Origin of the sequence: Priestia sp. 40, assembly GCF_049368575.1 — a bacterium.
GTDB lineage: Bacteria > Bacillota > Bacilli > Bacillales > Bacillaceae_H > Priestia > Priestia zanthoxyli.
Genome location: NZ_JBMPZA010000005.1, coordinates 1,082,895 through 1,096,854, shown reverse-complemented (window position 1 = coordinate 1,096,854; position 13,960 = coordinate 1,082,895). Strand labels below are relative to the sequence as shown.

Genomic DNA, 13,960 nt, shown 5'->3' with positions numbered 1-13,960 from the left:
AAAAGGGGATGAAGAAATGAAGAAAATCGTTAAAAATGGTGTGGTAGTCACAGCAACAGATACGTATAAAGCCGATATTTTAATTGAAAATGGAGTTATTTCGGCAATTGGCTCGGGATTTGAAGAGCAGGGCTGTGAAGTGATTGATGCAAAAGGCAACTATGTATTTCCAGGAGGCATCGATCCTCATACTCATTTAGATATGCCGTTTGGAGGCACCGTTACAAAAGATGACTTTGAAACAGGTACAAGAGCAGCAGCTTTTGGAGGTACGACAACTGTTATTGATTTTTGCTTAACCAATAAAGGCGAACCGCTGCAAAAAGCGATCGGCACATGGCACGAAAAATCAAAAGGAAAAGCGGCTATCGATTATAGCTTTCATCTAATGATTGGCGAAATCACGGAAGATGTATTAAATGAGCTTCCTACGATTATTGAAAAAGAAGGAATTACTTCATTTAAAGTGTTCATGGCCTATAAAAATGTTTTTCAAGCAGACGATGCTACCCTTTATCAAACGCTAGTGCAAGCTAAAAAACTAGGTGCGCTTGTGATGGTACATGCTGAAAATGGAGATGTTATTGAGTATTTAACGGCAAAAGCACTAGAACAAGGACAAACCGATCCTATCTATCATGCACTGACTCGCCCTCCAGAAATAGAAGGAGAAGCTACGGGAAGAGCCGCGGTGCTAACGGAGTTGGCTGACTCACAGCTCTATGTTGTTCACGTGTCGTGCGCTGAAGCGGTTAAAAAGATTGCTGAAGCAAGGGAAAAAGGCGTAAATATCTGGGGTGAAACGTGTCCGCAGTATTTGACGCTTGACCAAACCTATTTAGAGAAACCGAATTTTGAAGGAGCAAAATACGTATGGTCGCCGCCTTTACGTGAAAAATGGAACCAAGATGTTTTGTGGAATGCTTTGCGTAATGGCGACTTGCAAACGATTGGATCAGATCAGTGTTCGTTTGATTTTAACGGTCAAAAAGATCTGGGAAAAGGAGATTTTACGAAGATTCCAAACGGAGGCCCTATTATTGAAGATCGCATGAGTATTTTATTTTCAGAAGGAGTAGTGAAGAACCGAATTAATATAAATCAGTTTGTTGATATAACATCAACAAAAATTGCTAAGCTGTTCGGACTGTACCCGAAAAAAGGAACAATAGCGGTGGGCGCAGACGCGGATCTGCTTATATTTGACCCTTCTGTTGAACGTACGATTTCAGCAAACACGCATCATATGGCAGTCGATTATAGCGCATTCGAGGGAATGAAAGTCACAGGTGAGCCGGTTTCAGTGCTTTGCCGCGGGGAATTTGTCGTAAAAGATAAGCAGTTTGTCGGTCAAAAAGGCTACGGGCAATTTACAAAAAGAGCAAAGTTTAATGAGTTAAACACGGCTAACGAAGCTGAAAAATTAATGTTATAAAAACAGATGAAGAAATAGATCGGGGGCAGGGAAATGTCAAGTTACCATGAATATATGGCAGAGCGAGAAAAGATTGATTTTTTGCTGCAAAAAGGATTCAAAATAACGGCCGTAACAGAGAATCTAAGCGGGGCGTTTGTGACGTTTGAACGCACCGAAAATAACCAAATCGAACAAGAAACGCTTCATATATTGACGGCGGATGCTAGAAAATATTTTTCATCCGTACTGATTCAACAAGTATAAAAACAGAGGCTGGGACAAAATTATTTTAGCTGAAGGAAGATCCGAACGATGAATCGTTCGGATTTTTTTATTGGTAGGGTGAACGTAGGTTTCATGTATGTAGATGCTTCTAGATGTTGACTGAAGTAATTTAGTTATGTCTCAATCTCTTTCTTTGTTTACTAAGACCTATAAGTTTTTTACTATATTGGCTGACAAAAGTGATCCGTTTTTGTGTTTTTTTCGTTTTGGATGTGAAGCAAAATAACTAGATATTATCCATTCACTGTATTACAGTTGTTACATTTCGTTTACATCGAAAGAGAAAAGGTTTAGTTATCTAGTAAATTGTAGTAAATATTATAGTAGAACGTTTTCAAAAGAAATCTATTAAATACGAAAAGGGTGTGACACGGATGGATCAAGCTACGCAGTGTATGACACAAGAAGAAACAAAAATTATTGATAAATTAAAAATGGAAATGTTAAATGCAGTGTCACTACAAGATTTGCGTTTTTATAAAAAAGAAATTCACCGAATTAAAGAACAAGCGGTTAAACGCCACGGTTTTTTTAATAAATTACAGCAAACAGCTCAGAAGCTGTAACGATCCATTATCGTTACAGCTTTTTTCGTTTCTTTCATTAAATATTTTATTTCTTCTAAATATTTAATATAATGTAAGAAGATATAGCTTTTGTTCTACACATATGCGAAATACGCGTTAATGATCCAGGAGACATGATGTGAAATTCGCTAGGGGCGGTGTTGACTTGAAATCATATTTAACAGTAACAGAGATTTTAACAAGGAAACATTTTGTAAACTGTGAAGTAATAGCTGGAGAGAAAGGGCTTACTAATTCTGTGAAGTGGGTGCACGTGATGGAAGTGACGCGCATTAATGAGCTGCTAAAAGGAAACGAGCTCATTTTATCAACAGGGGTAGGCTGGGGAGAAGATCCTCAATCTTGTTTATCATTTCTTCAGCAATTAATTTCTTGTAAGGCATCAGGACTGTGTATTGAACTTGGCACTTATACTTCTAAGATTCCGCAAATTGTCATTGATAAAGCGAACGAATGTGATTTCCCGATTATTTTATTTCACGAGGAAGTTCCGTTCGTTGAAATTACACAAGATGTTCACTCGCTCTTAATTAATCAGCACTATCAAATGATTTCCGATTTAGAACAGTATTCTCATAGGCTAAATCAGCTGCTGTTAACAGTTAATGACCCGGCCATCATCTTACAGTGTTTATATGAATCTACGGGGCTTCTTGTCGGCCTTAAAGTTTCAAATGAATTACTTAACTTTGCTCCGGAGATGGACTTGCTCAAACAGCAGCTTCTACTTCATTATATAAGTAGGGAAAATGAAAGTCCGCATTTTACTGAGCAGCCTATTCATTTATTAGGACAAGATTATGCTCAGCTATATGTTGCTTCTATAAATGAAGCCTTAACAGAACTTGAAGTGCTCACCGTTGACCGAACGGCGACTGCACTTGCTCAGCATTTTTTGAAGGATCTGTATGTCGAAGAGAAAAAAAGAGTAGATGAAACCGAATGGATGACAAAATGGATGAACGGAGAGTTAACTCTTGAACAAATAAAAGACTCTATGCACGAAGTGTGTTCAGATTCGCCTATTCGCGGAGGTGTCGTTGTTTGCTGTAAGTGGCAAAGGCGGGAGAAGTTTGATCGAACGTATTTTAAGCTTATCTTGCGAAGCATTTTTGAACAAGAAGGCTTTCACTTATTAGTCTCCGAGCGAAATCGTGAAGTATTATTTATTCTTTTGAACAAACGAATGGTTAGCACGTGGAGAGAGAGATTAGAAAACAGCCTTCATCGCTGGATGAATCAATATGAATCGGATGAAAATTCAAAGAGGAACGCCATTAGCTTTATCGGAATTGGCCAATACTGTGAACAGCTTGACTGCATGCATAAAAGCTATGAAACGGCTAAAGAAACGATTTCGATTCAAGAAATGCTGCAAAAACAAACAATTATTCATTTTTATGATGATTTGCATATGTACCGAATTATTTCGCTTTTACATCAGCATGAAGACTTACAGGAAGTGGTGTTTGAATATCTGCAGCCCGTTATTACATATGATGAAACGTATAATGCAAAACTCATGGAAACATTAAAAATTTATTTAGCATGCAACGGATCTAAACAAGAGACGGCTAAGCGTTTATACATTGTCCGGCAAACGCTGTATCACCGTATTGAAAAACTAGAAAAGCTGCTGGGTGAAGACTTTATGGAGCCCGAAAAACGACTGGCCATTGAGTTTATGATTATGGCATATGAATATTTGTTTATGATGAAAAAGTCGCGTGCGGAATTTATAAACGGATAAGTAAGCAGCTGGAAACAGCTGTTTTTTTATGTTGAGGGTGATTTTACTATATGTTCATTTTAGTCCATGCTTTCTCCGAGTTCACTGCGCAAAATGTGAAACGAGAATCTAGAGTTGTTTCACATTTTGTCTAATGCAACCACTATTTATTTATTCAATAATAAAGGTAGATTTGTCATTTCTTATTTTTTGAGGAGGCCAAGCGATATGTCAGTTGTGAATAATGATACGCAAGTTTTAAAAAATTACGTGGGCGGAAAATGGGTTGATACGGCAGGAAAAAAATTTGGAGAGGTAATTAATCCATCGACGGGCGAAGTAATTGCAAAAGTACCGCTTTCTACAAAAGAAGACGTAGCCAGTGCGGTGGAAACAGCTCAAAAAACATTTGAAACATGGCGTAACGTTCCTGCTCCAAAACGAGCAAGATTAATGTTTGCGTTTCAGCATTTACTAGTTAAGCATCATGAAGAGTTAGCTAAATTAGTTGTACAAGAAAACGGCAAGGCTTTCAAAGAAGCTTACGGTGAAGTACAGCGCGGTATTGAATGCGTGGAGTTTGCCGCGGGTGCTCCTACTTTATTAATGGGGGAATCATTAAATAACATAGCGGAAGAAATTGATTCTGAAATGTTCCGTTTTCCACTGGGTGTCGTTGGCGGCATCACACCTTTTAACTTTCCGATGATGGTACCGCTTTGGATGTTCCCTCTTGCCATTGTATGTGGAAATGCGTTTGTATTAAAACCGTCTGAGCGAACGCCGCTTTTAGCAACGCGACTTGCTGAACTTTTTACAGAAGCAGGAGCACCGGATGGATTATTAAATATTGTGCACGGGGCACACGATGTCGTGAACGGATTAATAGAGCATGAAAAAGTTAAAGCGATTTCATTCGTCGGATCGCAGCCGGTAGCAAAATATGTTTATGAACAAGCCGCTGCTCAAGGGAAACGAGTTCAGGCTTTATCTGGAGCTAAAAATCATCATGTTGTGATGCCAGACTGCGATATGGATAAAGCGGTATCACATATTATCAGCTCGGCTTATGGAAGTGCCGGCCAGCGATGCATGGCTTGCAGCGCCGTGGTCGTGGTTGGTGAAAAAGGCGATGAATTCGTCGCAAAATTAAAGCAAAAAGCAGATGAATTAATTATGGGAAGCGGCTTTGATGATGAAGTGCTTCTAACGCCTGTGATTCGAAAAGAGCACCGTGATAAAGTGCTGGATTATATTGAACTTGGCATGAAAGAAGGGGCGGAACTCATTCGTGATGGACGTAAAGAAATGGATGAGCATACGGAAGGCAACTTCTTAGGGGCAACAATTTTTGACCGCGTAACTCCTGATATGACCATTGCTAAAGAAGAGATTTTTGCACCTGTACTAAGCTTGCTTCGTGCTGACACATTAGATGAAGCACTTCGTTATATGGAAAAATCTCGTTTTGGAAATGGAGCAACGATTTATACAAAAGATGCAAAAGCGGTGCGTCAATTTAGAGAAGAAGCAGATGCCGGTATGCTCGGTATCAACGTAGGAGTACCTGCTACAATGGCCTTCTTCCCATTCTCCGGTTGGAAAGACTCTTTCTACGGAGATTTGCATGTTAACGGCAAAGACGGTTTGAACTTCTTTACACGTAAAAAGATGGTTACATCACGCTTTGACTTTTAACATATAGATGAATATAGCAAGTGGCTTCGGCATTTTGTCGAAGTCTTTTCATACAGAAAAAATACCGCGCTAGCGATTTGGGAGTGGATAAGATGGTACAGGTCAGTCAAAATGAAAAAGATCTGCGTGCAAAAGATGAGCAGTATGTATGGCATGGAATGAAACCATACAGTCCGGATGCAACGATGGTAGCTACAAAAGCAAAAGGTGCTTGGGTTACAGATGAACAAGGAAATCGCTATTTAGACGCAATGGCAGGGCTTTGGTGTGTAAATACTGGGTATGGACGGGATGAGTTAGCGCTTGCAGCCTATGAGCAGCTAAAAGAACTGGCTTATTTTCCCCTCACTCAATCTCACGTACCTGCTATCAAACTGGCAGAGAAGCTAAATGAAATGCTAGGTGATGACTATGTTATCTTCTTTTCAAATAGCGGATCTGAAGCAAATGAAACGGCTTTTAAAATTGTACGTCAGTATCATCAGCAAAAAGGAGAGCACTCCCGCTACAAGTTTATTTCACGTTACCGAGGGTATCACGGAAATTCAATGGGCGCACTAGCAGCAACGGGCCAAGCTCAGCGTAAATATAAATATGAACCGCTTGCTCCTGGCTTTATTCACGTTGCCCCGCCTGATTCATACCGAGGGCAAGATGACTACGATGCACCGAAAGAGAAGCTTCAATCTGTAAAAGATATTGACAATGTCATGACGTGGGAACTAAGTGACACAATTGCCGCTGTTATTATGGAGCCAATTATTACAGGTGGAGGAATTCTTTTACCGCCTCAAAATTATATGAAAGGCGTAAAAGAAACGTGTGAAAAACACGGTGCACTGTTAATTGTAGATGAAGTTATTTGCGGCTTTGGACGTACAGGAGAAGCCTTTGGTTTTATGAACTACGATGTAAAACCAGATATCATTACCATGGCAAAAGGAATTACAAGCGCATATCTTCCGCTCTCTGCAACTGCTGTTAAAAAAGAAATTTATGAAGCGTTCAAAGATAGCGATCAGTACGAGTATTTTCGCCATGTTAATACATTTGGAGGAAGCCCGGCTGCGTGTGCACTGGCATTAAAGAATTTAGAAATTATGGAAAGAGAAAATCTTTTTGGCCGTTCTAAACAGCTCGGGGCTTACGTATTAAGTGAGCTAACGCCGCTTATTGATAGCCACCCATACGTGGGAGACGTAAGAGGTAAGGGGCTTTTAATTGGAATTGAACTTGTAGCTGATAAGCAAACGAAAGAACCGTTAGACGTTAATCTTGTAAATGAAGTGATTGCTAAATGCAAAAGCAAAGGAGTCATTATTGGGAAAAATGGAGCAACGGTGGCCGGCTATAATAATGTTCTCACGCTCTCGCCGCCGCTCAACATTGAGGAAAGTGATATTGAGCTGTTATTAGCTACTATTACGTATGCGCTTGACAGCATCAAATAGGTAAGTTTGCAAAAAGCCTGTATAATATACTTACAGGCTTTTTGTGCGTGTGAAGGAGGAAGTAGAAAATGGAATTGTTATTTTTAGGAACGGGTGCAGGGGTACCGGCGAAACAGCGGAATGTTTCATCTCTTGCGCTCGAACTTTTGCAAGAAAGAGGGGCGGTGTGGCTTTTTGATTGCGGAGAAGCAACGCAGCATCAAATTTTACATACAACCGTTAAACCGAGGCGAATTGAGAAGATTTTTATTACGCACCTTCACGGTGATCATATTTACGGATTGCCTGGATTCCTTGGAAGCCGTTCGTTTCAAGGCGGAGAATCGCTGCTTACTGTATACGGGCCAAAAGGAATTAAAGAATTTATTGAAGTCACGCTGGCTGTAAGTCAAACTCACCTGCAATATCCTCTAGAGATTGTTGAAATAGAAGAGGAAAGTGAAAGTGGAACGATTTTTGAAGATGAAACTTTTTCAGTCGAATTTGGCAAGCTTGAACATGGCATTTTATCTTATGGATATCGAGTTGTCGAAAAAGATTTGCCAGGGTCACTGGACGTTCAGCGTTTAAAAGAGATGAACGTTCCCCCAGGGCCTCATTATCAACAGTTAAAAGAAGGGAAAGAAGTAGTGTTAAAAGATGGGCGCATTATTAATGGACAAGAGTTTGTAGGAGAGCCTAAAAAAGGGAAGGTCATCACGGTTTTAGGGGATACAAGAAAGTGCATGCAAAGTGTTCAGCTTGCTATGCATGCGAATGTGTTAATCCATGAAGCTACTTTTGCAGCGGGAGATGAGGAGCTTGCTTACAACTATTTTCATTCTACTGCAAAAGAAGCCGCTGAAATTGCTAAAACCGCATCGGTCGAGCGTCTTATTTTATCTCATATTAGTTCGCGTTACCAAGGAGACGCAGTCAGCCGATTAGTAGAAGGAGCAAAAGAAATTTTTCCGAATACCGATATAGCAGAAGACTTGAAAAGGTTTACGATTTCATAAAAAAAGACGAGGAAATCCTCGTCTTTTTTTACCATCCGCGTTCGTACTGAACGGGTGCTGAAATTGTTTCATTTAGTTCTTTTGCCGCTGTGCGCGGGAAGTACGGGTCACGCAGAAGCTCGCGCGCAACAAAAATTAAATCAGCGCGTTCACTTTGCAAAATCTCTTCTGCTTGTCGTCCAGTTGTAATTAATCCAACTGCGCCTGTATCAATATTTGCCTGCTGCTTGATTTTATCTGCAAACGGCACTTGATAGCCAGGGTATACGTTGATTGGAGCGTGTACAAGAGCACCGGAACTAACGTCAATTAAGTCGACGCCTTGTTCTTTCATCCATTTTGCAAATGCAACGTGATCATCGACTGTTAATCCGCCTTCTGTATAGTCAGAAGCAGAAACACGGACAAATAAAGGACCGTCCCACTCTGTTTTCACAGCTTCAATAATTTCCTTTAAGAAACGATAGCGATTTTCTGCGCTGCCGCCATATTCGTCGCTGCGTTTATTGCTTAGCGGTGATAAAAATTGATGTACTAAATAGCCATGTGCCGCATGAAGTTCGATAATATCAAACCCAGCTTCTTTTGAGCGTCGAGCGCTTTCTTTAAAGGCAGAAATCGTTTCATAAATTTGTTCTGTGGTCATTTCCACAGGTTTTTTACTTTTATCATCAAAAGCAATAGCAGAAGGAGCATAAATATCGCCTTCAACAGTTGCTTTACGTCCTGCGTGTGCAAGTTGAATAGCTGTTTTTGCACCGTTTTCTTTTAGCTGTGTCACAAGTTTTGTTAATCCATCTCGTTGCTCATCATTCCAAATTCCTAGGTCCTGAGCTGAAATACGACCTTGTGGGACGACAGCTGAGGCTTCAACCATAATGAGACCTACTTGTCCAACCGCGCGAGTTGTGTAGTGAACCATATGAAAGTCGGTTACTACGCCGTCTTCTTTTTCGCATGAATACATGCACATTGGTGACATTACAATTCGGTTTTTTAATGTTACATCTTTCACTGTATAAGGTGAAAATAGTTTTGTTGTCATTTGGTTTAACCTCCAATTATTTCGATACTCTAAACAAAAGTTATTATATCACCGCATTGAATTTTCTTTCACATAATCTGCTTATCCATTTTTAATCATAAAAAAACCTCTTTCTTTTTTAAGAAAGAGGTGAACCTCTACGAACGTTTACTCAAGATTTTTTCGTCAATCGTATCTCCTAAGTATTTGGAGCGGATCGTAGCTTGTTCGATACACTGCATCATGGCTTCTTGGAAGTTATGAGAAATAAGCTGCTCAATTCCTGCTTCTGTTGTGCCGCCGGGACTCATCACTTCTTTTCGAAGTACGGCTGGCGTTTTAGGTGACTGTTTCAGCATTTCTGCAGCACCGATAAGAGTTTGAAGAATTAGTTCATTTGACACTGACGTATCCAAGCCTTGTTTTTCAGCTGCTTTCTCCATTGCTTCTACTAGATAGTAAACATACGCTGGGCCGCTTCCAGACAGTCCTGTTACAGCGTGAAGCTGCTCTTCCTCTACAGTTGTAACTGTACCAATCGTTTCAAATAAAGCAGTAGTAACGTTCATATGCTCTGCTGTAGCAAACTTGCCGGGTGCAATGGCTGTAGCCGATAATCCAATAGAAGCAGATGTATTTGGCATAGCTCTTACAACCGCTACTTCTTGGTCAAACAAGTTTACAATTGTGCCAGTCGATACACCTGCTAAAACAGAGAGAACGAGGTGGTGCGGACGAATATAGGACTTAATCGTATCGATGCTTTCCGCTACGTCTTTTGGTTTAATAGCAAGCACGACGATATCGCTTTTTTGGATTAACAAGGCATGATTACGCGTAATGTTAATTTCATAGGCGTTTCGAAGTTCGTGAAGTCTTTTATCGTTGCTATGGTTTGTTACGGTGATTTGATTGGGGCGAAGCTTTTTATCTGACAGCAGCCCTGAGATCATGGCTTCAGCCATTGATCCAGCTCCAATAAAGGCGATGTTTAGATCCGTTTTCATTAAAAGTTCCTCCAGTCATTTGCTATCCAATGAAAACAGATACTGAGATTTCAGTATCTGTTAAAGGTTTGTGTTTGTGTATCTCTTCTTTATAAAATGCATAGTTATCTAAAGATATGAATAAAACTTCACTATATTTCTGTCATTATGCAATGAAAAAGAGAGGGATGTCAATGTAATTTTCAGAAAACGGATGCAATTGTATAAATAACAGGGAAAATCGTGTAAACTTAAAAGAAAATGCGATGGTAAAGGAGCAAAAATACAGATGAATGAGCAATTATATAAAATTGTGCTGCCTACTCCTTTTGCGGTAGGAGATGTGAATGTTTTTGTTATAAAAGGTCAGACCGTTACGCTAATTGATGCTGGTATTAAAACGGAGGCAGCGTGGTCTGTATTTAAAGAAAAGCTTAATGAAATAGGATTAAAACCAGATGATATTAAGCAAGTTGTCCTAACTCATCACCATCCTGATCACGTAGGAATGCTTGATTTTTTTGATAAAGATATCGCCATAGTCGGTCATGCGAAAAATCAGCCTTGGATCTCCCAAAATCCAGATTTTTTTGAGTGGTACGATGCGTTTTTTGAAGGTCACTTTATGAAAGCGGGCGTAGATGAAAGGTTTCGCCCTTATTTAAAACGTTTAAAAGCATCAATGAAGTATTCGTGTCACCGTTCTCTTACAACTTCTGTGCAGGAAGGAGATTACATTCCGGGGCTAGAGAGTTGGAAAGTACTTGAAGTACCCGGACATGCTCAAAGCCATATTGCATTATACAATGAAAAAACAGCAGTTATGATTGGAGGAGATTTGCTGTTAAAGCATATTTCATCTAATCCGCTTATTGAACCTCCTATGAAACCAAGCGGCGAGCGACCTAAAACGCTTCTTCAATATAATCATTCATTAAGACGTCTGCTTGACTTAGAGATAAATTGTATCTATACAGGGCATGGAGATGAAGTGTTACATGTTCGCGAACTTGTACAAGAGAGGTTACAAAAGCAGAGCGACCGAGCGGATAAAGTGCTTAGCATGATCAAAGAACGTCCTCAAACAGCTTTTGATATTTGCAAACAGCTATTTCCTACTATTTATGAAAAAGAACTAGGGCTAACACTTTCTGAAACAATCGGTCAGCTTGATTTTCTAGAAGATGCAAATAAAATCAGTACACATGAAAAAGGAAATACGCTTATTTATTCTGTGTACTCTTAACTTATAAAAAAGGTGTGTTAGATTTGAAATCCTCGTTAAAGAACCAACATGTTGTGATTACAGGCGCTTCAGGAGGCCTTGGAGAACATTTAGCTTATGAAGTGGCCAAAAGAGGGGGCGTGCCCGTTTTACTTGCACGTACAGAAGAAAAGCTGCAGCGAGTAGCCGAGCAAATTAGTCAAAAGTATGGGATTACCTCTTACATATATAAAGCCGACGTAGCGAACGTAGAGGAAGTCAAAAGAGTCGTTCAGAAAATGATGGCTGAAATTAAGCGTGTTGATGTGCTGATTAATAATGCGGGCTTTGGCGTATTTGAAGAAGTGAAAGAAGCCTCTATTTCGACAATTGCTTCAATGTTTCAAGTCAATGTTATTGGGATGATTGCATGTACACAAGAAATTTTAGCGTATATGCTAAAACAGAACAAAGGACATATTATTAACATCGCTTCTCAAGCAGGCAAACTGGCAACGCCCAAATCCAGTGGCTATTCAGCTTCTAAACATGCCGTGTTAGGGTTTACCAATAGCCTGCGAATGGAATTAGCAAAAACGGATATCTATGTAACCGCAGTGAATCCAGGTCCTATTCAAACCAACTTCTTTTCAATAGCGGATCAATCAGGAAACTATGAAAAAAGTGTAGAAAAGTTTATGTTAACGCCTCAATACGTAGCTGAAAAAACGGTCAATATCATTGGAAAACCAAAACGAGAAGTCAACTTGCCTAAGTGGATGAACATGGGTTCAAAGGTGTATCAGCTTGCTCCAGGGCTTGTAGAAAAATTGGCAGGAGATGCGTTTAATAGAAAATAACCTGTGCTTTAAACACAGGCTACCAATTTTTTCGTTAATGCTTTCGTTCAGGAAGGCTGTATTTCTACGAATCTACTGCTCGTCTAAAATTTTTGCAGCGCGCACACAAGAGTCGAATTTTCCTTTATGATTTCCGTCGCAAAAGGGCATCTTTTGCGACTGGCCACATCGGCATAGTGAAAACGTCGGCTTTGTTTCAAACTTGTTGCCGTCTGCATCAATTAATTCAACGTCTCCAGTGACACGGAAAGAGCCGTTATCCATTACCTTAATTTGTACTTTTGACATAGAAAAACCTCCTTATTGTACACATCTATATGAAGCTCCACAGTTTAATGAAAGCGAGATGTGTATTATACTCATTATATAAGCAATTTTCGTTTGTTTATACAATTAGTTTAAAAGGAGTTAAAGGAAAATGAATATTACCTTTACTGATAAAGCGATAGCAAAAATACAAGAAAAGTACGGAAAAGCTTCTTCAACGCATTTAAAATTAAAATACGATACGGATGGATGCGGCTGTGTTGTGAGCGGTGTAACGACGCTATGGATTGTTGATGAAAAAGAGGATGATGATGTAACCATCGAGACGAATTTTGTTCCTGTTCTTGTCGAAAAAACAAAGCAAGTATTTTTAGATGATAATATGACGATCGACTACAGTGAAAGTGCATATACGTTTATGCTAAAATGTCCTTCTCAAATTTTAAATCCACGCATGTCATTTATGGATAAAACAAAAGAAGCGCTTTAAAGCGCTTCTTTTTGTATTTTTTCTAAAAATGCTTCAATAACTTGTTCATATTCCACTGGATTATCAGCATACGAGCGGGCATGAGTGCCTACAGGTGCCAAATACAGCCGCTTTGCTCCCATTTTTTTAGCATGCAGCTGCTCCGTCATTTTAGGAAGAATATAGTCGTCCTCTTTACTGTGAATAAACAGAACAGGATGTTTGATTTGATCTACGACTGAAATGGGTGATACGTCTTTAAATGAATAGCCTTCTCGCCATTTTAAAATCATATTAGCTGCTGGCATCACAAGCTGTTTTGGTAAGTGGAAATCTTGTTTTAAGCGATAGGCAAGAAGTTCTTCTAAGTCAGAAAAAGGGCAGTCGACAATATAAAAATCCGCTCCGTCTTCCATTCCAGCATACAAAAGAGTGGTCGCAGCTCCCATAGACTCCCCGTGAATTCCAAGGGAAATAGTTGGACCAAATTGTTCTTTTACCCAGTGAACAACGGATTGAAGGTCCAGTTTTTCATAATAGCCGTAGCTCGTTGTTTTCCCTTCAGACTTGCCGTGACGGCGATGATCATAAAGAACAACGTTCCATCCAAGCTTCAGAAAAAGCCGAGCATATTTCATAGAGTTCAGTGAATGAACTGTCACTCCGTGTGAAAGAATCATAAATCGGTTGTTATCATGTTGTTTAATAACGGTTCCAGCGATGTTATATCCTAGAGAGGAAGGGAGTACAAATTCTTCTTTAGGAAGAGCGTTATAAATATTTTCATCATAAAAGCCATCTTCTGTATCGCGGTCAATAATGACTTTGTCGGTCTTTTTACGGATGTACATCATTTGATTTGTAAAAAAGACGCCAAGAGCAGCAAATGCTCCGAGAATACTTCCTACTAATAATAGCCATTTTTTCATGATTAGCGGCTCCTTTTGTTAATATAGCTATTAGTTATTATAGCACCGCTCCTGTA

General features: G+C 39.6%; 14 protein-coding genes. 10 read left to right on the top strand and 4 right to left on the bottom strand.

The annotated features are described in order from the left end of the window. Positions 1-16: 16 nt before the first annotated feature. The 7 genes from hydA to rnz all read left to right on the top strand — a co-directional run bounded on the left by hydA (position 17) and on the right by rnz (position 8,165). Entirely contained in the window at positions 17-1,435 is a 1,419-nt protein-coding gene (gene hydA, locus ACO1DI_RS06750; protein ID WP_042991896.1) for a dihydropyrimidinase, read from the top strand. A 33-nt stretch (positions 1,436-1,468) separates the two neighbouring features. Beyond that, a complete protein-coding gene (locus ACO1DI_RS06745) occupies positions 1,469-1,681 on the top strand; it encodes a hypothetical protein (RefSeq protein WP_014458274.1) in 213 nt (70 codons plus the stop codon). Between the two features lie 395 nt (positions 1,682-2,076). Beyond that, on the top strand, positions 2,077-2,268 hold the full coding sequence (locus ACO1DI_RS06740; protein WP_013059103.1) for a hypothetical protein: 192 nt from the start codon (positions 2,077-2,079) through the stop codon (positions 2,266-2,268). A 139-nt stretch (positions 2,269-2,407) separates the two neighbouring features. Next, positions 2,408-4,039 (top strand): PucR family transcriptional regulator, encoded by a 1,632-nt coding sequence (locus ACO1DI_RS06735; protein ID WP_014458275.1) that lies wholly within the window; start codon positions 2,408-2,410, stop codon positions 4,037-4,039. Positions 4,040-4,246: 207 nt separating this feature from the next. Further along, positions 4,247-5,716, top strand: coding sequence for a CoA-acylating methylmalonate-semialdehyde dehydrogenase (locus ACO1DI_RS06730; protein WP_014458276.1), 1,470 nt, complete (start codon positions 4,247-4,249; stop codon positions 5,714-5,716). Positions 5,717-5,808: 92 nt separating this feature from the next. After that, positions 5,809-7,167, top strand: a complete 1,359-nt coding sequence (locus ACO1DI_RS06725; protein ID WP_042991897.1) for an aspartate aminotransferase family protein — start codon at positions 5,809-5,811, stop codon at positions 7,165-7,167. A gap of 68 nt (positions 7,168-7,235) precedes the next feature. Then, positions 7,236-8,165, top strand: coding sequence for a ribonuclease Z (rnz, locus tag ACO1DI_RS06720; protein ID WP_208732880.1), 930 nt, complete (start codon positions 7,236-7,238; stop codon positions 8,163-8,165). 28 nt (positions 8,166-8,193) lie between these two features. Here rnz and namA read toward each other — a convergent pair whose 3' ends face one another. Both namA and proI read right to left on the bottom strand, forming a co-directional pair. After that, a complete protein-coding gene (namA, locus tag ACO1DI_RS06715; protein ID WP_423145176.1) occupies positions 8,194-9,210 on the bottom strand; it encodes an NADPH dehydrogenase NamA in 1,017 nt (338 codons plus the stop codon). 137 nt (positions 9,211-9,347) lie between these two features. Next, positions 9,348-10,196 (bottom strand): pyrroline-5-carboxylate reductase ProI, encoded by an 849-nt coding sequence (gene proI / locus ACO1DI_RS06710; protein ID WP_226554907.1) that lies wholly within the window; start codon positions 10,194-10,196, stop codon positions 9,348-9,350. Positions 10,197-10,464: 268 nt separating this feature from the next. Here proI and ACO1DI_RS06705 point away from each other — a divergent pair, with 268 nt between their 5' ends. Together ACO1DI_RS06705 and ACO1DI_RS06700 are read left to right on the top strand one after the other, a co-directional pair. Continuing rightward, positions 10,465-11,421, top strand: a complete 957-nt coding sequence (locus ACO1DI_RS06705) for an MBL fold metallo-hydrolase (protein ID WP_423145175.1) — start codon at positions 10,465-10,467, stop codon at positions 11,419-11,421. A gap of 23 nt (positions 11,422-11,444) precedes the next feature. Then, positions 11,445-12,239 carry an SDR family NAD(P)-dependent oxidoreductase gene (locus ACO1DI_RS06700; protein ID WP_014458282.1) on the top strand — a complete coding sequence of 265 codons (795 nt, stop codon included), beginning with the start codon at positions 11,445-11,447 and terminating at the stop codon, positions 12,237-12,239. A 72-nt stretch (positions 12,240-12,311) separates the two neighbouring features. Here the strand turns inward: ACO1DI_RS06700 and ACO1DI_RS06695 are convergent, their stop codons facing one another. Then, positions 12,312-12,527, bottom strand: a complete 216-nt coding sequence (locus ACO1DI_RS06695; RefSeq protein WP_013059094.1) for a CDGSH iron-sulfur domain-containing protein — start codon at positions 12,525-12,527, stop codon at positions 12,312-12,314. Between the two features lie 130 nt (positions 12,528-12,657). On the opposite strand from ACO1DI_RS06695, the gene ACO1DI_RS06690 reads away from it, so the two are divergent. Further along, positions 12,658-12,996, top strand: coding sequence for an iron-sulfur cluster biosynthesis family protein (locus ACO1DI_RS06690; RefSeq protein ID WP_014458283.1), 339 nt, complete (start codon positions 12,658-12,660; stop codon positions 12,994-12,996). Here the strand turns inward: ACO1DI_RS06690 and ACO1DI_RS06685 are convergent. Continuing rightward, positions 12,993-13,904: an alpha/beta hydrolase gene (locus ACO1DI_RS06685; protein WP_217026825.1), complete on the bottom strand. Its 912-nt coding sequence runs from the start codon at positions 13,902-13,904 to the stop codon at positions 12,993-12,995. The two genes, ACO1DI_RS06690 and ACO1DI_RS06685, sit on opposite strands and share 4 nt — an antisense overlap. Positions 13,905-13,960: the final 56 nt, after the last annotated feature.